Here is a 20,766-nt window from a genome sequence, read left to right as displayed (position 1 = left end):
AAGGGTTACCTTATTGCGTCGGCAAGGATCTCGAGGAACAGATTCACGCGTTCCTCCCAGCGATCCATGGAAAAGGAGCGGGGGTCGGCCATCTCCGCCTCAAAGGTGAAACTCGGGATGCCCAACTCCTCTTTCAGCGCCCTCATCTGTTCCGGCTGGCCGATGGAGTAGACCTTGCAGCTCCGGTTGGAGAAGAAAATAGCGCCCTGACAGCCCCATTCCCGGGCCGACCTGAGACTCCGGGAGAGTTTGACAGGGAGCCCCACGTGATTGTCAAAGAAAAGCCATTTGCGGGCCAGGTCCTTGAACGGATCTCCCGAATCAAAGCGGCCCCCGTCAAAAAAGAAGCCGTGCCACACATGGTTGGTGTAAAAGTCCATGGCCACCGCCGCACCCTGGGCCGCCAGCCAGTCGAGGGTCTGGAGGTTGAACCAGAGGGGAATGTTATGGAAGTAGAGTCGCATTCTTTCTTCATCCACGACCCCCTCTCCCCGGGCGACCCGCTGCCGGGTCGCATCAAGGACCATCCGGTAGTAATCGACGCTCTCCCTCCGTCCGGCCTGGGTGATGAGATAAAAGAGGTCTCCCACCATCTCCCGCATGCCGCGCGGTGTGGGAACATGCTTTCTCAGCTCCTGGATCTCGGCAAAGGTGGCGTGGGCCTCGCCGGAAAGACGGACGCACTCCCTGAAATCGTCTTCCACAAACGGTCTGCCGGTGTGTTCCTTCACAAAGTCGGCAAGGCGCTTCAGTTCGGAAATCATCCATGCCTCGTCATGGGGCTTCACCTCCCCATGGAGCGTATAGGGTGCATCGATCAGGAAGAGGGGGACATGATAGTGACGGGCCGTTATCTCCCACCACTTGGCATGGGGGTCGCAGGCCGAAACCGCGCCCACAATAAAATCAGGATCGGGCAGGGCCCCCATGGGCCCGTCCTGGGCCCACATCATGCCCAGCCCGCACCGCGCATAGGAACAGAGGTCCGGACTGATGGACCGGCTTTCCGCCGCTTCACAAAAAGCCTTGGCCATCTGTTTGGCGCAGCAGATGGTCACGTAATTCTCAGGCATGCAGACCTCGACGCCCATGGCATAGAGGAGCTCGGTAGGCCCCAGAGCGGTGGTGTAGGCCACGGGACGGCCTTCGGCCTTGGCCTTTCGAATCCGTTCATAATAGCCCCTTGTATAGGCCTTCCGGACCTGTGCTATCTCTCGATTATTCATTCGGCAATCGCCCGTTCTCCGTAGCAGTGATCAGATTCCGGTTCGAGGACCTCTCTTCCTCATACCTCACGCCTTGCGCCTTGCGCCTCACGCCTTGCGCCTTGCGCCTCCCTTCCCATTCATCCCAGGTCGAGAGGGCCTGTCGATCCGGAATGCCAGGGAGCCCGGCCAGGGCGTCGGGCGAAACCGCATCCCGGGTGACCATGACGTCCAAAAGCGCCGGGGCCTCATCAAATGACCGCTTCAGCGCATCCGGCAGGTCTTCGGGCCGCTCGATCCGTTCCCCGTAAACGCCCATGGATCGCGCCAGCATGGCATAATCGCACCCCTCCAGTTCCGTGCCCACGATCCTCCCCCCATAGGCCTCTTTCTGATCGTTTCGCTCGATGTTCCATCCGCCGTTGTTGGCCACGATAAAGACGACCCGCGCCTTGTGGCGCCGGCAGGTATCCAGCTCGATGGCATTGAAGCCGAATGACCCGTCCCCGGACACCACCACCACCTGACGATTTGGAAATGCCAGGGCCGAGGCAATGCCGAAGGGCACGCCCACGCCCAGGCACCCGAAGGCCCCGCAATCCAGGTAGGCGGCCCCTGATAGGGCAACGCGGGCAAAGGAGAGAAAGTCCCCGCCGTCGGCCACCACAATGGCGTCCTCCTTCAGGGAGTCCCGCACGTGCCCCAGCAGCCGGTAGGGGTGCATGGCGCCGTCATTTCCCGGAGGGGCGTCTGCCAGTTTCTGCACAAGCCCTTGACGACGCCCCCGGTCTGCGCTCTGCATCTCCTCGATCCAGGACCGATCCGTCGCCGGCCGCGCTCCCTTTGCGGCCTTCATCAGGGCCTCCAGGGTTTCTTGGGCCGAACCGAACAATTCCACATGGGCACGCCGGTTCCCTCGAAGCTCTGACGCACTGATACCGATGCGGACAAAACTGGCATGGGGAAAAACGGCCTCGGATCCGTATCCCAACTGGAAGTCGAGGGTGCGACCCACGGTGAGCACCGCGTCCGCCTCCTGCATGGCGCGCGCCCGCATGGCAGGCATGTAGGCGGGATGATCTTCCGGTACCAGACCGCGGCTTTCGGCCGTGTCCATATAGACGCATCCCAGGCCGTCCAGGATTTTCAGGAGTTCCGGTTCCGCGCCTCGCGCCCCCCGCCCGGAGATCACCAGGGGCCGCTGGGCCTGCCAGAGGATCTTAACCGCCGCGCCAAGGGTCCCGGCCGACGGAATGATGCGGACCGGTTCCCTGGCCCGGAATCTGGAAGGATCGACAAAGGCCTCGGGGATCTCCTCCCGAAGCAGATCGGTGGGAAAGTCGATAAAGGCAGGACCGGGTTCATTGCAATGCCCTTCGGCACAAGAGACGGCCTCGTCCAGTTCTCTCAATACATGTTCGGCCCTCGACACCGTGCGCGCGTAACGGGTGATGGGGCGGACCATCTCCGCCTGGGGCACGGCCTGAAGCGCGCCCATGTTTTCCTGCGGCCTGGGCGGGACCCCGGAGATCACCAGAATGGGGACGCGGGATACATGGGCATTGGCAATGCCCGTGACCGCGTTGGTCAGGCCCGGGCCCGCGGTGACCAGGGCCACGCCGAGACGCCCTGTCAATTCCCGGTGGGCATGGGCCATATGAACCGCGGCCCGCTCGTCGCGCACATCCACAATAGGGATCCCCATGCAATGAACCGGGTCCCATATGGGGAGAATATGTCCCCCGCAAAGGCTGAACACGCGGTCCACCGACCGTTCTTTCAGAAATCGTGCAATCAGGTGCGCAACATCGCCCATGAACCTCTCCTTTTAGTGCCTTATCGCCAGATTTTCTGCCACAAAAAACAAGAAGATGATTGTGAGAGGGTGACGTCTTTAATTTGGAATAATGGAAGTATGGAATGATGGAATAATGGGTTTAAGAAAAAAACCTTTCCTGGGTGATCCAGGTTCCTTTCCCAACCTTCCATTATTCCAGTATTCCACCATTCCAGATGTCTGGCAACATCGAACTCCCTTGATATTAGGCAGCCACTCGATAACGACTTTGGTTGCGGGTATCCGCGTTAGTATCTCCTGCCGGACATACGTGCTCGTGGCCGGAGGGTTAGCTTAGGTCTCCTTGATGATGTGATCGTAGAGGTCCCGCTTGTCGATAATCCGCCTGGCCTTGAACTGGGTCCTCTCGATGGCGTTGGGCGCCTCCATCTGCACAATGGCCCTGAGCCCCCGCGCCTTCAACACCCTCTCCAGTTCGGCCTTTAACCGGGGGACGTCCTCCGGCAGGGCATCAGGGGCATATTCCGCCTGCACAATGAGTTCATCCATGGTCTTTTCCCGGGTGATGACAATCCGGAACTCGTCGCCGAACCCCTTGATCCCCCGGATGGAGTCCTCTATGGCGCTGGGGTAGACATTCTCCCCCCGTATGGTGAACATGTCGTCGGCGCGGCCGTACACCCCCCTGGGCAGCCTCGGATAGGTTCGGCCGCAGGGACAGGGGTCATCCACCCACAGGGAAATATCCCCGGCCCAGAACCGGATCATCGGCTGCGACGTGCGCTCCAGATGGGTGTATACGGTTGCCCCCTCTTTGCCATAGGGGAGCCTTTTTCGGGTATTCACATCCACCAGCTCTGCATACACGATGTCTTGATACAGGTGCATGCCCTGACGGTGATTGCATTCGCAGTTGGTCATCCACGGGGTCATCTCGGCGGTTGAACCCGAGTCAATACATATTCCGCCGTAGGCCTCCTCGATGCGCTTCTTTGTGGAAGGGACCCCGGCCCCCGGCTCGCCTGAAAAGAAGAGGATCTTGAAGTTGAAATCCTTGAGGGGATCGAAGCCCCTTGCCACGGCCTTCTCGGCCAGGTAGAGGCTGTAGGAGGGCGTACCGTAAAAGGCGGTGGGTCTCACCTCTTTCATCCATTCCAGGGCCCGGTCAGACTGGCCCGGGACCCCTGCGCCAAAGGGAAAGGCCGTTGCGCCGAGCCGTTCCGCCCCCAGGAGGGCGCCCCAGCTCCCCATGTAGAGGCTGAAAAACGAACCGATGAACACCGTATCCTTGGGACGAAGCCCGAAATTCCACATGACCCTGGCATGGGCCTCGGCGATCCGCTTAAGATCCCCCTTGCTGATGGCAAAGGCCGTGGGCTTTCCGGTGGTGCCGGAGGTGCCGTGCACCCTCCCGATCTCCACCTCCGGGACACATTGATTGCTGCCGAAGGGAGGATTTTCCATCTGATCCTGCCGGATCTCATCCTTTGTCACAAAGGGGATCTGTTCAAAATCCTCCAGCGAGCGGATATCTTCGGGCCTGACCCCTGCCTTGTCCCACTTCTTTCTGTAAAAAGGGGAGCGTTCATAGGCATATTTCAGTTGCCCCTGAAGCTTTGGAAGGATGACCTCTTCTTCCCGCCGGACCGGGTCCATGGTCTCCAGCTCCCTGTTCCAGTAGGGCGAGTCCTCCGGAGGGACCGACGAACGATCGTATTTGGGAGGCCATTCCGTTATATTTGTCTTGGTTGCCATAACATCTCCTTTTTGCATAGTTGAATGGTTGATCCTTTCACACCAGACCCCTGATGCCGGACACGATCTGCTCGCTGGTGGACCCCGGTAAAAAGACACGGTCAAATCCGATCTCCCTCAGACGTTGGCCGTCGGACGGCCCGAACACGCCCCCCATCAGAAAGGCCACCCTGTCCTTCAATCCCTTGTCTTCCGCCTCCTTCAGGAGGAGCGATCCAAGGCTGAGATGGGCGCCCCCCAGGGAACTGACCCCCACCACATCCACGTCCTCCTGAATGGCAACGCTGACGATCTCCTCGGGAAGCGCATTCCCCAGATAGACCACCTCCATGCCCGCGTTGCTCAACATCTTTGCCACGGTAATAATCCCTCTGTTATGGACATCCAGTCCCAGCTTCGACAACAGCACCTTTATCTTCTTTGTCATTTCTTTCGTATCCCTTCTCTCCCCTTCTTCAACGGGGTGACCCTTGTGAATCATTTGGACGGCATCAAAAGAGCGCGGGCGGCTTCCACAGTCCGAAGGCATCCTTGAACACCTTGAACAGCTCCCCTTCGGTACATCGTACCCGGGCACACGCCACACTGTAGGGAAGGATATTTTCCCCTTTCAGACACGCATCCTTGAGGGCGCTCAGGCTGCTTTGCACCTTGTCACTGTCCCGGTTCAGTCTCAGTTTCTGCAATCGGGCCTTCTGCTCCGCCTCCACGCCCTCCGGGTACCTGAAGACGTTGATGGGCGGGCCCTCCACCTCCGATTTATACACGTTCTGTCCCACCAGGGCGATCTCCCCGTTTTCAATCAGGCGCTGCTGCTCGGCAAAGTAGGACGCCACTTTGCTGTAGATCTGGCCCCCTTCGATGGCCTTCACATAGCCGCCGAGTCTCTCGATTTCTTCCATCTCATCCAGGATTCGGCCTTCAATGTCATGGGTCAGGGCCTCCAGGAAAAACGATCCGCCCAGAGGATCCACCACGTCGGTGACCCCGGTCTCCTTCTGGAGGATCTGCTGGGTCCTGAGGGATAAGAGGGCCGCCTCCTCGGTGGGCACGGAATAGGCCTCGTCATAGGAGTCCACATGGAGGGACTGGGCGCCCCCCAATACGGCCGCCAGGGCATGATAGGCCGCCCGGATAATGTTGTTGCGGGGCTCCTCCTGAATCAGACACACGCCCGAGGTCTGGACATGACACCGCATGAGCATGGCGCGGGGGTTTGCGGCGTTGAACCGGTACTTCACAATCTTATACCAGAGCCTTCGGACCGCCCGGATGCGGGCGATCTCTTCAAAAAAATCGTTGGCTGTGGACCAGAAAAAGGCCAGCCGGTCGGCCGTGGAATCCACATCGTAGCCCCTCCTGACCAGTTCGTCCAGGATCTCAATGCCGTTTGAAAGCGCAACCGCCATCTCGGTAATGGCGGAGGTCCCGAACTCCCGCAGGTTGTATCCGTTGATGGTGATAAAGTTCCACTTGGGTACGTTTTTTCTGATAAATTCAATGTTGTCGCACTGGATTCGAAAGCAATCCCTGGGAGGTATATATTCCGAGCCGCTTCGAATCAATTCCTCCAGGGTGATGTCATTCTGCACGCTTCCCCGGAGGTTTTCCCACGGTATGCCCCGTTCCTCTGCAAGGGCAAGGAACATGGGAAATAAAATGGCCGTATTGGAAGGGTAGTGCGTTACGATGGAAATGGTGACCTCGTCGAGAGGCACGTCTTTGAAGAGGCGTGCCATGTCCTCCACCGAGTCCACGCAAACGCCCGACATGCCCACCTGGGCCACGGCAAAGGGATCGTCCGAATCGTACATCTGGATGGTGGGAAGATCAAAGAGGATGTTGAGGCCGGTGGCCCCGTGATCCAGCATGAACCGGAGGCGCTCATTGGTCTGTTCCGGGGACCCGAACCCGGTCAGCTGGCGCATGGTAAATTCCCTGCCCCGATACATGTTGGCGTGTATGCCGCGGGTAAAGGGCGCCTGACCGGAGTTCCCCAGGTCCTGCTCATAATCCAGATCCGGATGGGACAGGGGGGTATAGAGGAGTTCTCTCGGCGTCTCAGACCCCAACACCGTATGGGGGGTCTTGTGCCAGTGGTTTCGGTCTGTTTCACGAACCGTGGAATTCATCCACTGGCCGACGGTCCGACGGATGGCCTCGAGGGCCTGGGGGCTGTATAGAGGTGACCGCGGTTGCCCTGACAGCTTTTCATGAAGGATCTCTTTTGTCGTTTTCATCTGTTTTTCCATGGGGGTCTACTCCTGCAGGCCGTGTCTTTGATTTCCATACGCGTGCATTGTCGGGCCAACGGCTTGATAAGGCATTTTAGTGCCTTATCGCCAGATTTTCTGTCACAAAAAACAAGAAGATGATTGTGAGAGGGTGACGTCTTTAATTTGGAATAATGGAAGTATGGAATGATGGAATAATGGGTTTAAGGAAAAAAACCTTTCCGGGTGATCCAGGTTCCTTTCCCAACCTTCCATTATTCCAGTATTCCACCATTCCAGACGTCTGGCGAAACAACGAACTCCCTTGATAATAGGCAGTCACTCGATAACGACTTTGGTTGCGGGTATCCGCGTTAGATAACTGATATTATCAGTATATCAGAGAATAAACGTTGTCAAGATTTTTTTGCTCATTATCCATCCCAAAGGAGTCCTGAAATAACCATTTAATAAAATACCATGATATCAATATATTGAATTGGTTGTCCATCAGGAGAGCGTGGCGCAACGACACGTCGAGGACCGATATCCGGCCGGAGAAACAGATGACTATTGGATCAATTGAATTGATATGATCAATTATATTGACAATCTTTGACAGCTGGAATACTATCCTATGTCAAATTCCTCACCGGGGGCGGAACATGCTGAAACGGCTTCAACATAAGAGATTGTCGGATGAAATCGCCGACCAATTCATAGAACTCATCAAGAACGGTACGCTCAAACCGGGCGACGCACTCCCCCCTGAACGGGAGATGGCCGGCAGTCTGGGCGTGAGCGCCCCGCCGTTACGGGAAGGACTCAAGATCCTTGAGACCCTCGGTTTTGTCGACATCCAGCCCCGCAGCAAGATCGTTGTCAAATCGGTTGCCGCCTCGGCCCTTCATGACCCGATCGCAAAGACCATAGAGGGCGACCTGGGGATGGTGATTCAGCTCCTGGAAGTCCGTAAGATACTGGAATCGTGGGCCGTGGCCAAGGCAAGCGAAATGGCCACGGACAGCGATATTGCGTCTTTGGAAAGGGCCTGCCAGGAAATGGAAGCGGACTTTGAAAACAATCGGTTGGGGGTCAATGCGGACGCAAGCTTCCATTTAGGGATATTTCATGCGGCCCAGAACACCATATTGTCCCACATCGGGTTCACCCTGTTCGACCTCCTGTGGCGATCCCAGAAACTCATCAGGGAAACCATGTTTATGGAGGAGGAAAACAAGCGCCGCCTGCTGCAGCAGCATTCCCAAATCCTGCACGCAATCAAGGCGCGGGACCCGCAAAAGGCCCGCGATGCCATTGTGGCCCACCTGGATTTTGCCCAAAAAAAGATCATAGAGCTGACCGCTTCAACGTAAGCCGATACTTCCGATTTAGAACCCCTTTGTGGCTTCGTGGCTTTGTGTGAGTCCCGCCTGGCGGGATTGGGTGCGGCCATTCCGCTCCGCATGAGTTCACCGCGTCCGGTAGGGTCGCTCGGATATCAGGTTATGTATGGTCTCCCCTATTTGCGCTTCACTATGCCGATCACGTTCGGAATCTCAGGACCGCCCCGGCTTGGGGTGTGTTCGGTCACATCGATTTCATAACTCCCCACCCAAGCGCGGGCTTTCCCATCCATGTTCACATAAAGGGCCGCTTCCTTCCCTCCTTCCACATACATGGCATTCTTGATATGGATAGGGAGTCCAAGGAGGATCCGGTTCAGGTCATGGACGGAAAAGGAGGCGCGGGAATGAATAAAGAGGACGTGTCCCTCCTGGTCCATCCCCACGCAGGCGGCGCTGTACATCTCATTGGATGGGTCCCAGACATTGTCTCCCTTGAGGCTGATCATCCGGTAATTCTGAATCACCGTATCATACTGTTGGATGATGTCCTTCCACCCCTGATGGTAGCGATCAATAATTTGCACCGGGGGGATTCCGGGACTACGGGGATGAAAGACCAGGAAGGCGCCGAATTTGGAATTTATCTGCCCGTTATTGATATGGCCGAAATTTTTCATGTACCCGGTACTGGTCTTATGGTCCTCCTGATACATGCTTGCGTTGATCACAGCCGACAGGCCAAAGTCCTCGGCCCACTGCCGGGCTGTCCGGGGCTTGCCGCCCTGTTCCGACGTCGAAAGGAGTTTCAATTCATATTTTTCCGGATCGATTCTCAGGACCACAATGGAATCGCCGGGGACCGGAGATTTTTCTGCGGGGTCAAACTCTCCTATCAAAAGACCCGGTGCCAGGACTTCCCAGGCATGGGGGGTTAACGGGGTAAACAGGAAAACAGCTCCTGTCAGCCAACCAACGGATATATATAAGATCCTTTTGGATTTTCGCATGATGTCGACCTCGCAAAAAAGGCCCCGGGCGCACTTTGAATGTGTACTCGGCACGGAAACAGTCCCTCTCGGGAGCCGTTAACCCCGGTTCTTCGGACCTGAATGGGTGCCAATATACCATGTTGCGTCATTCATGGCCACCCCAATAGACCCATCCCTCACCCCTGAACCCCACAAGGGAACACAAGAAACATTACTCGATTGTAATGTTCGTGAAGGGTTGCCGTAAGGTTCGGCAGGTATCATCGCACCCGTGAGATGAGATATGTGAATGAAAGGATACTGTTAGCCCAAACAGGAGGAGTAAATGCCGACACCGCATCCATCAGAGAGCAGAACCGCCTTGGACCTGGAGCTTATCCGCTGTGCCCGGCAACCGGGGAACCTTCGCCTCACCAGACATGCCTGCGCCCTTCGCTATCTTCGTTCCAGAAAGATGGAACCGGCGGGTCCGAGAACCGGGTTTGACATGACGCGCCAAATGGGTCTTGAGAAATGCCGTTCCTGTCCGATGGGGCGTCTTTATGCGAAAGGTCACGCAGGTTGAAAGCGGGTGCGGAACAAGAAATAATTACAGAGAAATCCCCGGGGTATTCGAGACAACACATTCGGGAGGGATGCCATGAGTTCAGTACTGAAAAAGGACTTTAAGAGACTCATCCTGGATACGGTTAAAGTCCAAAAGTATGTGGAGGACCTCGGGCAGGAGAGGGAGGCCGACGCCGGGGGCCGGCCGAAACAAGATCTGACGCCGCTGGCATCATGGATAGTGCAACTCGATTTTGACCTCAGGACCATGCTTCTGGATTGCGCCATCCTGGGGCGTCAGTACTGGAAGACACACAACTTGCCTTTGATCAAGAGCCTCCATTGCTCCCTCGACATCATGCATCATCTGCTCAACGATCTCAACAGCATCAGGCCGGGCCTGGAAACGGCAAGCCTTGGGCCGCCGAATCTTCGACGTTTCCTCAAGGATTGGATCCGATTCAAAAAATCGGTCATCAACCTGCAGATCTCTTTGCAGCATCTCGGTATGAGAAGAAAAATGATGTGCAACAGCTGATGGCCGAAACGCTTGTCCCCGCCATGAGATAGTTTCATTGCAAAGGCTCGGAGAACGCAAAGGACCTCAGGGTTGACTCATGGCGGTTGGCTGACCTCTGCTTCTTTAGCCGGGAAAGGGTTCTTGCCAAAGTATTCTCTTTGTGATAAGAACGGAGAGTGAAAAAGATCCGTTGAAAACCTTTAGGAGAAGGGAGCGAGAAATGGCCGGTAAATGGATCCTCGTGCCTTATAATTTCACGGACTATGATGAAAGGGCTCTCCACTATGTCATCCGCACATTCGCGGACCAAAAGGCCGTTCACGTCTCCTTGTTTCACGCCTACACCCCTCTTCCTGAATTGGACAGCTATTCCCATCACGGCCTGGGACGCTTAAAGGCTACCATGGCATCCATGTGGACCGAGGTTAGGGAGAAGGAACGGGAACTGAAACGGGTCCGGGAGGATCTGATTTACAACGGCTTTCAGGAAAATCAGGTCGATTGCATGTTTAAACCCAGGGGCAAGAATATCGGCTCGGAACTGGTGGAAATAGCCAGAAAGGGTCCATACAACACGGTGGTGATCTCCCAGAAGCCGAGGAAAGCCACCCGTGCATTTACCAGACGGATCCATGATGTTCTGATCACGGAATTGCGTAATACGGAAATCGTCATCATCACCTGAGACCACGCCATTCTTTTCATCCCGGGCGGTTCCACTTGCTGTGTGTTACGAGCTGAGAAATCGGTGTGAGAACGCAAGGGAGGACCATATTTCTGGATTCAGGAGGAGGAACCATGGTCAGAGAGGATAAAATCACAATCGATATTTTCAAGGTGGTGGCCAAAGCCGTTGCAGAATCCGACAATCTCCCCATCATGCTCAACCATCTGGCGCAACTGCTTGTGGCGGCATTAGAAATCAAAGGGTGTTCCATCTTCGTCCTGGACCTGGAAAAGGAGGAACTGGAGCCTCTTGTGTCTTTCGGCCTCAGCCCTGCCTACCAGCGCAAAGGAATCCTCCGCGCCGATAAGAGTGTGGGCTGCACCCTGCGGGGAGAGCCCGTCATTATTCGGGATGTCCGTGGATCCGACAGTCTCCAGTACCCGGATGCCGCCAGGGAAGAAGGGATCGCCGCCATTGTGTCCATGCCCATCTTTTTTCTTCAAGAGGTAATCGGGGTGCTTCGGCTGTATCACCATGAGGTCTGGGATATCTCCGAGCAGGATGTGGATTCCCTTCTCATCCTGGGCGAGAACATCGGGATGGCCATGATGTTCACCCGTCTTCTGAACAGTCTTCAAGGGATCAAGAGATCTGTGGAAGACCTTCCTCCGGAATTGAATCGCTGGATGTAGGTTCACCGCCTCGTCATTCAGGGGAACGATCTTTATACGTTATTTTTTTGAAGATTCTGAACGCGCGTTACGATCAGCCCACCGCATACCTGACGCCCTTCTTTTGATGTGCGGTTATCTTGATTTCCAAGATTTAAGACTTATATTGTTTTTGATTGAGTAGGAGAGTGAGCACTATTTTAAGCCCCTGGTTTCGCATCAGTTTCCAGGGGTTTATTTTTTTTCATGTCAGGAACTGAGAAAGACTGCCCGCCTGTCTCCCCTGACTCGCCGCGGCGATCCCCTCTCCACATCATAGCGAATGCCCCGGTTCCATATCTTATGGCCGGGATGGGAGATGCGCCGGCCACGTGGCTCGAGGCGGAATCATGCCGAATCAGCAGAGCGAAAAATGCGGCCGGGGCAGGGGTTCAATCAGCGTCTTTTCATTGATCCCGCTATTTGATCTCAAACAGGTTTCCGTCAAAGTCCCGTACAAAGCAGAGTTGCCATTCTCCCCTGGGAATCAGATTGACAGTCGCCCCGGCCGACCGGCACGTTTTTATGAACGCCTCGCGGTCTTCCACCTGCAGGCAGGTGTGGGCGAAAGGCGAGCGGCTCACGGGAATCCGTTCCGTTACAAAGATCTCTATGGCGAACGCCTCATTCCCGTAAAGGATCAGCGGACACTCCACCTCCAATCCGAATATCTTCCTTGCGAGATCGCTGGTCAGCATGGACGTCTTGATCTTGGTCAGTTGCAGTATCCCCTCGTAGAACCGGTCTGCATTTTCCTGTGAACGGGCGACCATTGCCACGTGGTTCAGTTTCATGATCCCTCCTCTCGGTTGATATCCATTCCTGTGCTGAACTGCCGCATCTTTGTTTTGATCCCCATGACATCACGAGCATGCCTGGCTCGACACCACACCATACCACGAAAAATGCGACCTGCAAGACAAAAGACCGCAGGTCGCTTTCAACGGAATCCCCAGCGTCTGTGACGCCGGTCAGGGCCGGGACTGCGCCTCACCCCCACCATGGTCCTGAAAATGCCCAAACAGAAAATTTACAAAAATCCCTTGACAAGAGCCAAAGACTAAAGTAAATTCGATTGAAATGATTTCAGTTGAAATAAATTCAGCACAACTGATAATTGCCAGTGATTTTTAGTACTGCTAAAAATCAGAGCTTGTTCTTTAAGGGACCAAGAAATGGTTCCATCACCTTTAATGGATCAATACTGGAAAGGAGTTTATTATGTGCGGCATTGCCGGTTGTATCGGCGCAAGGGACACAAAAACCATCAATCGCATGTTGGATGCGCTTCCCCATCGAGGGCCCGACGATCGGGGCATACACGAACACGACGGCGGTGTGTTCGGCCATACCCGACTCTCCATTGTGGACGTGGCCATGGGACATCAACCGATTCTGGCCAACGGCGGCAGTCAGGGGATTATCTGTAACGGCGAGATCTATAATTTCCGTAAACTTCGAACGCAGCTGTCTCCTCAGCACCGCTTCAAGACCAAGTCGGATTCAGAGGTGATCCTGCATCTCTACCAGGAGAAGGGCCCGGAATGCGTCAAGGAACTGGACGGCATGTTTGCCTTTGCCATTTTTGACGGCGGCAGTTTAATGATGGCGAGAGACCCGATCGGGATCAAGCCCCTGTACTACGGACATAAAGGCGGAAAACTCTATTTTTCGTCGGAACTGGGGGCCATGAGCCTGGCCGGCCTGGACATGGTGCATGAATTTCCTGCAGGTCACTACTATACGCCTGAGAAAGGATTTGTTCAGTACTACCGGATCCCGGAGATCGAGGACCATCTGCTGACGGATATCGATGAAACCTCTGAAATCATTCGGGAGACCTTTATCAAGGCCGTCAAGAAAAGACTGCTGGCCGATCCCGAGGTGCCGGTGGGATCATTTTGCAGCGGAGGCCTGGACAGCAGTCTGGTGGCGGCTATCGCCGCCGATGAGATTCCGAACCTTCATACCTTTGTGGTGGGAATGGAGGATGATTTCGGCGATGTGAGCGATGATGTGAAGGCGGCCCGAATTGCGGCCAAGCATATCGGATCCACGCACCACGAACTCCTTTTTACTGAAGCGGAGTACTACGAAGCACTCCCCATCGTTATCAAGGAACTCGAGAGTTACGATCCGTCGCTGGTGCGGTGTGCCGTGCCCTGCTATTTCACCTGCAAACTGGCCGCGGATTACGTCACCGTTGTCCTGACCGGCGAGGGCGCGGACGAGATATTTGCGGGTTACCATTACATGAAGCATTTCCCTTTTGACAAACTCAACCTGGAGGGCAGACGGTGCATCGGAAACCTGCACAACATCAACCTTCAGAGGGCCGACCGGATGGGCATGTATTTCAGCCTCGAATTGCGGGTGCCGTTTCTGGATGAAGCCATGGTGGATCTCTCCATGAAGATCCCGCCTGAATTGAAGATACGGGAACACGACGGGGCCAAGATCGAGAAGTGGATTCTGCGCAAGGCCTTTGAAGACACGAATTACCTTCCTGATGACATCCTTTGGCGATATAAGGTGCAGTACACCCAGGGGGCCGGATGCGAGAGCCTTGGGGAACAATTGGCCCACAAGGAGATGAGCCAGGAGGAATTCGAACGCATTAAGGCGGAGAATCCCAAGGCCACCATCAACAGCAGGGAGGCGGCCTATTATTTTAAGATCTTCCGCCGGTTTCATCCTCAGGACTCCATCCTGAGTTCCATCGGAATCTGGACGGGGTTTGATTTTGCCGAAGAAAGAGAACATGTGACGGGCACAATCGACGGTGACCTCAAACACGACCATGCGGAAGAGGAAAAGAGCAAAGAGAGTCGCGCCGCCTAAGGGGAAGGCTGAAAGGTTCGGCAGATCCCCTTTGGAAGAAATCCTTCCAGAGGGGGTCTTGAATGAAGATCACTTGATCTTTACCCAGAACATCTTGGCAACATGGGGGCCTGGATTTTTCCACTGGGACGGCGTGTCCGTGGTGAGAGAGATCACGTCACCGGCACGGGCAGTGTAAACACCCGTGGCCAGTTTCATCTGAAGCTTCCCTGCAAGCACATACCCCAGCTCTTCGCCTTTATGGAGAAAAAAATGGGAGAGGCTTTTTTGGGGGGGAATCTCAACCAGGTACGGCTCGGCCCGGACTTCAAAATCTTCCGGGGTCAGAAGTTTGGCGGTGATACTCCCCGCGGGCAGGTTTGGAAAGTTTACCTCAGTGGCATCGCCGGCCTGGAAGACGGTCCGTTTGGTGACTTCTCTTGATTTCTGGAAGAATGAACTCACGTCCACGGAAAGCACTTCCGCCATTTTCAACAGGGCAGACAAAGATGGGTAGATCAGGTTGCTCTCCACCTGGGATATGGTGCTGGATGTGACGCCCACCAGCTTGGCCAGATCAGTCTGGGAGAGGCCTCTCTTTTTTCGAAGCGTTTTTAAGCGAATTCCGAGATCGATTCGGCCGGTGGTCCGTTTGTCTGTTTCAAACTGCACGTTGAGGTCCTTACTCCAGTAATAGTGCGGCTCGTTGAGGTGATCCGTGTGTCGTTCTTCCGCCTTTAAGATGGTCAGCGATGTGGTCCCCCGCTTTACGGAAAGCGCAATGGCGACCTGGGCGATCTGGTTGATTTTTGCCCTTAGCCGGCGCGAATGGGCCTGCTTTTCCATTACCCAGTAGGCAATGGTGTTCAATTCATACAACCTGGGGCACGAGTGGGAATAGAAGCCCGCAATATGCGCTTCCCCTCCCCACAATTCCTGCATACCGGTGAGGCTCTCAAACACGATACGAATATCGTTTTCCAAGGTGTCAAACAGCCCGTAAAAGGTCTCCCTGAATTTTGCCATATCCTGCGGTTCTTCCATCTGTACAATCCGGCATGGCGGCGCAGGCTCTTTTTCATCATAGAATTTGAGAAAAACATCCGAACCCGCCCCTTTTCCGTAAGTAAAACAATCCAGTATCGTCAGGTTCTTATTGTCCGCCAATGTCCCCAGTTTTTCCAAAAGATTCCTTGGAGACCGGTCGAAACTCACGTAGATGACCGGTTTTTCCTGTGCCTGAGAGGTCTGGATAAAATTGAGGCAAAACAGCGACGCAAGGCTTCCCGCATCGTCATACCACACCACATTGTCTCCGATAAACAGCCCCCCCAGAAGCCGGTCCAACTGGCTCACCCCTGAAGATACCCGGTGCCTTTTTATTTCCATATATGATCTTTGCCCCTGGAATGGTTTTCAGCGTGAATTCGCGCAGTGATTTTCGCCCGATCCCTGCGGGGAAGAACGGACCGGTGGTTTACGGACTTGGGGAGTATCAGGCCGGCCTTGTCCGGTTTCCCCTTTGTCATCTCGATCAGGCGGACACTGCCCATGGCCCGGAGAGAGGTCCTTGGAGATGGAGACATAAAAGGTGCTCCCCCCTTTTGCGCCCGGCTCCACCCAGGCCCGGCCCCCGTGCTGTTCGGCCATTTCCTTTACGATGGCAAGACCCAACCCGGTCCCCTGGACGCCTTTGGAATCCTTTCTGCGCATGAAAACCCCGAAGATCTTTTGTGCGTCGTCTCCTTTTATTCCGGGGCCGTTGTCCTCTACAAAAAGGAGGTGACGGTCTTCCTCTTCGCAATACCCGATGTAAATGTGACTCAGGGCTGTTCCACCGTATTTGAGCGCATTATCCACCAGATTTCGGAGTATTCTGGAGAGGGCAAGTCGGTCCGCGTTAAGGGGAGGTATTCGGTCCGGTTCCTGCCAGTCTATTTGACGGACCTGGAGCTGCGGCGAAAAATCCTCCCGAACCCTGTCGAGGATCTCCTTGACATCTATGGTCTCGATGTTAAGCGGGAGTTCTTTTGATGCGATAAAAAGGTTGATCTGGTCCACCAGCGCCCCGATCTGCTCCGAGGCGGCCGCGATCTGATCGCAATAAAGCCTGCCGGTTTCATCCAGGGAATCCCGGTATCGTTCGGATAACCGTTTTGCAAATCCATAGGCCCCGATGGCCGGACCTTTGAGATCGTGTGAAACAGAGTAGGCAAAGAACTTCAGCCTTTCCGTGCTCTCCTGCAGGTCCTGCTCCATCTTCTTTCGGTCGGTGATATCGAGGATCAGGGCCTGCTTGGACATGGTCCCGTCCGCATGAAAAATAGGCGTATTCACGACATACAGCCACCGGTTGTCCTTGGGACTGAGGACCTCCCACCGGACGGTCTCCCCTTTGAAAATCCGTTCATTAACGCACCATGGGCACACCGTATCCAGGTTGTGAATGGCCTTGTAGCAGAGCTCCCCTGTAGCGTCATAGCCTGTACGATCGATGAACCGCTGGTTCATGAACTCCACCCGGTAATCCCTGGAACAGATATAGATCAGGCCGTCAAATGCCTCGACCATGGCCCTGTAATGGGCCTCCCTGTCCTGCAGGGCCTTTTCCGCCTTCTTCTGTTCGGTCACATCCCGGATGATTCCCTGGTACCCCTGCATGGTCCCATCTTCTGAGCGCCGGACCGAAGAGGTCAGAAGGCAATCGATCTCTGTGCCGTCCTTTCGGCGAAAGGTAACCGGATAGTTCCGGAGAAAGCCCCTTTCTTCGATCTGTTCCTGAAAGGCGTCCCGGCCTCTTGGGTCGCAGTACAGCTGCCGGACATTGAAACCGCCGAGCAGTTCCTCTCTGGTGTACCCAAAAAGGTCCAGCAGGGCAGGGTTGGCATCCAGAAAGGTTCCTTCCCTGCTGGTTATATAAACCGCATCCACGGATTGCTCAAAGAGGGTTCGATATTTTTGTTCGCTCTCCCTCAGTGCCTGTTTTGCCTGCTTTGATAAGGTGATGTTTTTGGCCACACCCTGGATGGCGTAGGGTCTCCCCTCCCGGTAGATGAGAGAAACATCCACCTCGACCCATAGGGTATTTCCATCTTTCGTCCTGAGACTGTATTCCCTTGTCTCCTTTGCCGCCCCTTGGTTCAGGATCTCCGAGATCCTTGAATAGGCGTCCCTGGCCTGGGTCGCACCCAGCACCGACTGCAAATTCAGGGATAGAAATTCCTCTTTTGTGTACCCGAGGAGCCGAAGGGCCGCCTCATTGGCATCCAGGAAATTTCCCTCCGGATCATGGAGATAAATACCGTAAAGGGAGCGTTCGAAGAGCGCCCGGTACCGGGCCTCCATCTCCTGAAACCGTTCCTTCATGGCCGCATGCGCTTGTTGCAGTCTCTCCGTCTGGGATGCCGTAAAGCGAAGATCTTCTTGCTCGCGGATCATTTCGGCTACCTCCTTTCCCTGCGGAAGGGGCTTAGGGTCTCACCGGTCTCAGGAGCGGACCGCCCGGGTCCTATGAAACGATGAAAGGTGAGGTGAATGGGCGTGGTGTGGGGGAATTATAGAAGATACGGACGTTTCGGGCAAGGGAAATGCATGGGTCGTGGGGGATTACGGCGAGGCGCAATGGCCTGACGCCGCTTCAGGGATCCGAATTTGCGCGGGACCGAGGTTGCTCCGGGTCTCCTGTTTTCAACCCGGTCTTCAGAAATTTTTTGGCGACATCCGCCGGTCGCATCTTTTTTCCATCCACCTCGAAGTTAAGACGCTGCATGGCGGCGTTGTCAAGACTGCCTCCAAGGAGGGACAACGCCTCCTCCACTTCAGGATAGGCGGTGAGACATTGCGCCCTTACCACCGGGGCCGCCTGATAAGGAGGAAAAAAGCCCCGGTCGTCCTCCAGCGGCGTCAGGTAATAGGCGGCAATCCGCCCGTCCGTGGCAAAGGCGCAGATCACATCCACCTCCCGGTTGGCCATGGCCTGATACATAATGGCGGGGTCCAGATCCTTTACCTCCAGGAATTGGAGGTCATAGGCCCTCCTCAGGCCGGGATAGCCGTCCGGTCTCTCCATGAATTCGGCAGTGAATCCGGCGCGGAGCTGAGGGGCTGCATTCTCAAGATCAGAAACCGAGCCCCACTTATGGTGAATGGCGTCCTCCTTGCGGACGGTGACGGCATAGGTGTTGTTGAACCCGAAGGGCTGAAGCCAATGGGCATTAAAGCGGTTGCGGTATGCCTTCCGCACATGGGTTAAGGCATCCTCCGGGTCGGATATGCCGGGCGAGTTGAGGATGGCGGCCAGTCCTGTCCCGGTATACTCGGCATACAGGTCGATTTCGCCGTTGACCAGGGCCCCGTGGCAGATCATGGTGCCGCCGAGGTTGAACCGCCGTTCCACTGTCAATCCGGTTTCGGCTTCGATGATCTGGGCCATCAGCTCGCCCAATATCAGCTGTTCCGTAAAATTCTTTGTTCCGATGACGATCTTCCCGGTCTCGGACCGGGAAGATGAGGATGTCAGCCATGTGTGCGCATAGGGCCCTGTGAGATAGACGAATATGCCTGCAAGCACCAGCAGGATGGGAATAATTTTCGCCGTCAATCGGATCACGGCGTAAACTGGTCCTCTGTTGCCGCGTCTTCTTTCAGGCCGCAGCCCCCATTCGAATGCGCCGATGGCAAAGTCTATCAGAAGGGCGAGGAGGGCGGCGGGGATGGCGCCCAAAAGGATGAGACGGGTGTTGGAGAGGGCGAGGCCGCGGTTGATGAACTGACCCAGCCCCCCGGCCCCGATAAATGCGGAAAGGGTGGCGATCCCCACCCCGACAACGGCTGCGGTTCGGATCCCGGCGACGATCACCGGCGCAGCCAGGGGGATACGGACCATGCTCATTTGCTGCCCGTGGGTCATCCCGATCCCTTTGGCTGCCTCCATTACCTGAGGGGATACGCCTTCCAGGCCGGTGAGGGTGTTGCGGACAATGGGAAGGAGGGCATAAAGGGTCAGGGCGATGATGGCGGGGAGGGCTCCGATCCTGTGGAGCAGGGCCAGGAGAAAGGCGAGCATGGCCAGGCTGGGGATGGTCTGAAGGATGCCGATGACTGCCATGGCAGGGTTCCGCAGCCAGGACTTTCGGAATACGAGCATTCCGAGAGGTATTCCGATCAGCATTGCCGCACCGGAAGAACACCCGGTGAGCATGAGATGTTCACCCGTTCGCAGCCAGAGTTCGGGGAGGCGTTCGGAGATGAGCGCGCTCAGGGTCGCCGTATCCATCAGGTCATCCCTTCAAAGTCCGCCAATTGTCTGGCGGGTTTGGCAAAAAGGTCCCGAACAAAGGGGGTGGCCGGCGCAGACAGGATCTCCTGTTTGGTCCCGATCTGTTCCAGTCTCCCCTGATGGAGGATCAATATCCGGTCACCCAACAGGAGGGCCTCGAAGATGTCATGGGTCACAAAGACAATGGTCTTTTTGAGCTCCTTCTTAAGCGTGAGCAATTCCTGCTGCAGTGATTCACGGCTCAGGGCATCGAGGGCCCCGAAGGGCTCATCCATGAGGAGATAGGCAGGGTCGGCGGCCAGGGCCCGGGCCACGCCCACCCGCTGCTGCTGTCCCCCGGAGAGTTCGTCCGGGAACCGGGCGGCGAATTCCGGTGAAGGGAGTCCCACAAGGTGCAGTAGCTGGTCGGCACGCGCTTTCCGCTTTTGGACCGACCAGCCCAAGAGTCGGGGAACGACTTCCACATTCTGGCCCACGGTCATGTGGGGGAAGAGGCCGATCCCTTGAAACACATACCCGATCCGCCGGCGCAATGTGACCGGGTCCTGGGTCATGATATCCTCCCCCCCCACCTCGATGGTTCCTGCGGTCGGTTCGATGAGCCGGTTGATCATCTTGAGGGTGGTGGTCTTTCCGCACCCGGACGATCCCAGAAGGACCAGGGTTTCCCCCGGTTCCACTCTCAGGGAGAGATCCTTTACCGCAAGGGAACGGCCGTTATCAAATGATTTGGAAACGTGCATCAATCGGATCATCGGCGTTTCATCCCGTGCTTCTCTCAATTATTGTGAAGTTCTAAAGCGGATAACCGCAACCAAAAGGCTGTGTGCTGTCCCGTCATTCCGGCATGCCCTTAGCCGGAATCCAGCCCCCCGTATTTCTGGATTCCGGCTGGAATCGTGCCGGAATGACGGAA

General features: G+C 55.7%; 17 protein-coding genes. 6 read left to right on the top strand and 11 right to left on the bottom strand.

All coding sequences use genetic code 11. From position 1 onward, the window contains the following. Positions 1–5: 5 nt before the first annotated feature. From K9N21_08495 to K9N21_08475, 5 genes are all read right to left on the bottom strand, one after another. Positions 6–1,226: a 2-hydroxyacyl-CoA dehydratase family protein gene (locus tag K9N21_08495; protein ID MCF8143942.1), complete on the bottom strand. Its 1,221-nt coding sequence runs from the start codon at positions 1,224–1,226 to the stop codon at positions 6–8. Then, a complete protein-coding gene (locus K9N21_08490) occupies positions 1,219–3,021 on the bottom strand; it encodes a thiamine pyrophosphate-binding protein (protein ID MCF8143941.1) in 1,803 nt (600 codons plus the stop codon). Before K9N21_08490 ends, K9N21_08495 begins: the two co-directional genes overlap by 8 nt. 315 nt (positions 3,022–3,336) lie before the next feature. Continuing rightward, on the bottom strand, positions 3,337–4,758 hold the full coding sequence (locus tag K9N21_08485) for an AMP-binding protein (protein ID MCF8143940.1): 1,422 nt from the start codon (positions 4,756–4,758) through the stop codon (positions 3,337–3,339). Positions 4,759–4,795: 37 nt separating this feature from the next. Next, positions 4,796–5,185 (bottom strand): cobalamin B12-binding domain-containing protein, encoded by a 390-nt coding sequence (locus K9N21_08480; protein MCF8143939.1) that lies wholly within the window; start codon positions 5,183–5,185, stop codon positions 4,796–4,798. 64 nt (positions 5,186–5,249) lie between these two features. Continuing rightward, positions 5,250–7,010, bottom strand: coding sequence for an acyl-CoA mutase large subunit family protein (locus K9N21_08475; GenBank protein MCF8143938.1), 1,761 nt, complete (start codon positions 7,008–7,010; stop codon positions 5,250–5,252). Positions 7,011–7,636: 626 nt separating this feature from the next. Here K9N21_08475 and K9N21_08470 point away from each other — a divergent pair. Continuing rightward, on the top strand, positions 7,637–8,347 hold the full coding sequence (locus K9N21_08470) for a FadR family transcriptional regulator (GenBank protein ID MCF8143937.1): 711 nt from the start codon (positions 7,637–7,639) through the stop codon (positions 8,345–8,347). A 146-nt stretch (positions 8,348–8,493) separates the two neighbouring features. Here K9N21_08470 and K9N21_08465 read toward each other — a convergent pair whose 3' ends face one another. Beyond that, on the bottom strand, positions 8,494–9,327 hold the full coding sequence (locus tag K9N21_08465; GenBank protein MCF8143936.1) for a phosphodiester glycosidase family protein: 834 nt from the start codon (positions 9,325–9,327) through the stop codon (positions 8,494–8,496). Between the two features lie 307 nt (positions 9,328–9,634). Between K9N21_08465 and K9N21_08460 the strand changes: the two genes are divergently transcribed. From K9N21_08460 to K9N21_08445, 4 genes are all read left to right on the top strand, one after another. Then, on the top strand, positions 9,635–9,874 hold the full coding sequence (locus tag K9N21_08460) for a hypothetical protein (protein ID MCF8143935.1): 240 nt from the start codon (positions 9,635–9,637) through the stop codon (positions 9,872–9,874). Between the two features lie 75 nt (positions 9,875–9,949). Then, positions 9,950–10,393, top strand: a complete 444-nt coding sequence (locus K9N21_08455; GenBank protein ID MCF8143934.1) for a hypothetical protein — start codon at positions 9,950–9,952, stop codon at positions 10,391–10,393. A gap of 202 nt (positions 10,394–10,595) precedes the next feature. After that, on the top strand, positions 10,596–11,060 hold the full coding sequence (locus K9N21_08450) for a universal stress protein (GenBank protein MCF8143933.1): 465 nt from the start codon (positions 10,596–10,598) through the stop codon (positions 11,058–11,060). 113 nt (positions 11,061–11,173) lie between these two features. Continuing rightward, on the top strand, positions 11,174–11,734 hold the full coding sequence (locus tag K9N21_08445) for a GAF domain-containing protein (GenBank protein MCF8143932.1): 561 nt from the start codon (positions 11,174–11,176) through the stop codon (positions 11,732–11,734). Between the two features lie 437 nt (positions 11,735–12,171). Here the strand turns inward: K9N21_08445 and K9N21_08440 are convergent, their stop codons facing one another. Then, entirely contained in the window at positions 12,172–12,546 is a 375-nt protein-coding gene (locus K9N21_08440) for a VOC family protein (GenBank protein ID MCF8143931.1), read from the bottom strand. 427 nt (positions 12,547–12,973) lie between these two features. Between K9N21_08440 and asnB the strand changes: the two genes are divergently transcribed. Next, positions 12,974–14,593, top strand: a complete 1,620-nt coding sequence (asnB, locus tag K9N21_08435; protein MCF8143930.1) for an asparagine synthase B — start codon at positions 12,974–12,976, stop codon at positions 14,591–14,593. 69 nt (positions 14,594–14,662) lie between these two features. Here asnB and K9N21_08430 read toward each other — a convergent pair whose 3' ends face one another. The 4 genes from K9N21_08430 to K9N21_08415 all read right to left on the bottom strand — a co-directional run bounded on the left by K9N21_08430 (position 14,663) and on the right by K9N21_08415 (position 20,605). Next, positions 14,663–15,961 (bottom strand): helix-turn-helix domain-containing protein, encoded by a 1,299-nt coding sequence (locus tag K9N21_08430; protein MCF8143929.1) that lies wholly within the window; start codon positions 15,959–15,961, stop codon positions 14,663–14,665. 27 nt (positions 15,962–15,988) lie between these two features. Next, complete coding sequence (locus K9N21_08425; protein MCF8143928.1) at positions 15,989–18,010, bottom strand: PAS domain-containing sensor histidine kinase; 2,022 nt, start codon at positions 18,008–18,010, stop codon at positions 15,989–15,991. A gap of 199 nt (positions 18,011–18,209) precedes the next feature. Beyond that, a complete protein-coding gene (locus K9N21_08420; GenBank protein MCF8143927.1) occupies positions 18,210–19,847 on the bottom strand; it encodes an ABC transporter permease subunit in 1,638 nt (545 codons plus the stop codon). Beyond that, complete coding sequence (locus tag K9N21_08415) at positions 19,847–20,605, bottom strand: ATP-binding cassette domain-containing protein (GenBank protein MCF8143926.1); 759 nt, start codon at positions 20,603–20,605, stop codon at positions 19,847–19,849. Before K9N21_08415 ends, K9N21_08420 begins: the two co-directional genes overlap by 1 nt. Between the last annotated feature and the right edge of the window lie 161 nt (positions 20,606–20,766).

It is taken from the genome of Deltaproteobacteria bacterium (assembly GCA_021737785.1).
Lineage (GTDB): Bacteria > Desulfobacterota > DSM-4660 > Desulfatiglandales > Desulfatiglandaceae > AUK324.
The sequence above is the reverse complement of the archived record's forward strand: the minus strand, read 5'-3'. Positions and strand labels throughout refer to the sequence as shown.

Excerpts from the sequence above, each read along its gene's own strand:
- K9N21_08495 (MCF8143942.1), bottom strand. The coding sequence starts at position 1,226 with ATGAATAATCGAGAGATAGCACAGGTCCGGAAGGCCTATACAAGGGGC.
- K9N21_08490 (MCF8143941.1), bottom strand. The coding sequence starts at position 3,021 with ATGGGCGATGTTGCGCACCTGATTGCACGATTTCTGAAAGAACGGTCG.
- K9N21_08485 (MCF8143940.1), bottom strand. The coding sequence starts at position 4,758 with ATGGCAACCAAGACAAATATAACGGAATGGCCTCCCAAATACGATCGT.
- K9N21_08480 (MCF8143939.1), bottom strand. The coding sequence starts at position 5,185 with ATGACAAAGAAGATAAAGGTGCTGTTGTCGAAGCTGGGACTGGATGTC.
- K9N21_08475 (MCF8143938.1), bottom strand. The coding sequence starts at position 7,010 with ATGGAAAAACAGATGAAAACGACAAAAGAGATCCTTCATGAAAAGCTG.
- K9N21_08470 (MCF8143937.1), top strand. The coding sequence starts at position 7,637 with ATGCTGAAACGGCTTCAACATAAGAGATTGTCGGATGAAATCGCCGAC.
- K9N21_08465 (MCF8143936.1), bottom strand. The coding sequence starts at position 9,327 with ATGCGAAAATCCAAAAGGATCTTATATATATCCGTTGGTTGGCTGACA.
- K9N21_08460 (MCF8143935.1), top strand. The coding sequence starts at position 9,635 with ATGCCGACACCGCATCCATCAGAGAGCAGAACCGCCTTGGACCTGGAG.
- K9N21_08455 (MCF8143934.1), top strand. The coding sequence starts at position 9,950 with ATGAGTTCAGTACTGAAAAAGGACTTTAAGAGACTCATCCTGGATACG.
- K9N21_08450 (MCF8143933.1), top strand. The coding sequence starts at position 10,596 with ATGGCCGGTAAATGGATCCTCGTGCCTTATAATTTCACGGACTATGAT.
- K9N21_08445 (MCF8143932.1), top strand. The coding sequence starts at position 11,174 with ATGGTCAGAGAGGATAAAATCACAATCGATATTTTCAAGGTGGTGGCC.
- K9N21_08440 (MCF8143931.1), bottom strand. The coding sequence starts at position 12,546 with ATGAAACTGAACCACGTGGCAATGGTCGCCCGTTCACAGGAAAATGCA.
- asnB (MCF8143930.1), top strand. The coding sequence starts at position 12,974 with ATGTGCGGCATTGCCGGTTGTATCGGCGCAAGGGACACAAAAACCATC.
- K9N21_08430 (MCF8143929.1), bottom strand. The coding sequence starts at position 15,961 with ATGGAAATAAAAAGGCACCGGGTATCTTCAGGGGTGAGCCAGTTGGAC.
- K9N21_08425 (MCF8143928.1), bottom strand. The coding sequence starts at position 18,010 with ATGATCCGCGAGCAAGAAGATCTTCGCTTTACGGCATCCCAGACGGAG.
- K9N21_08420 (MCF8143927.1), bottom strand. The coding sequence starts at position 19,847 with ATGGATACGGCGACCCTGAGCGCGCTCATCTCCGAACGCCTCCCCGAA.
- K9N21_08415 (MCF8143926.1), bottom strand. The coding sequence starts at position 20,605 with ATGATCCGATTGATGCACGTTTCCAAATCATTTGATAACGGCCGTTCC.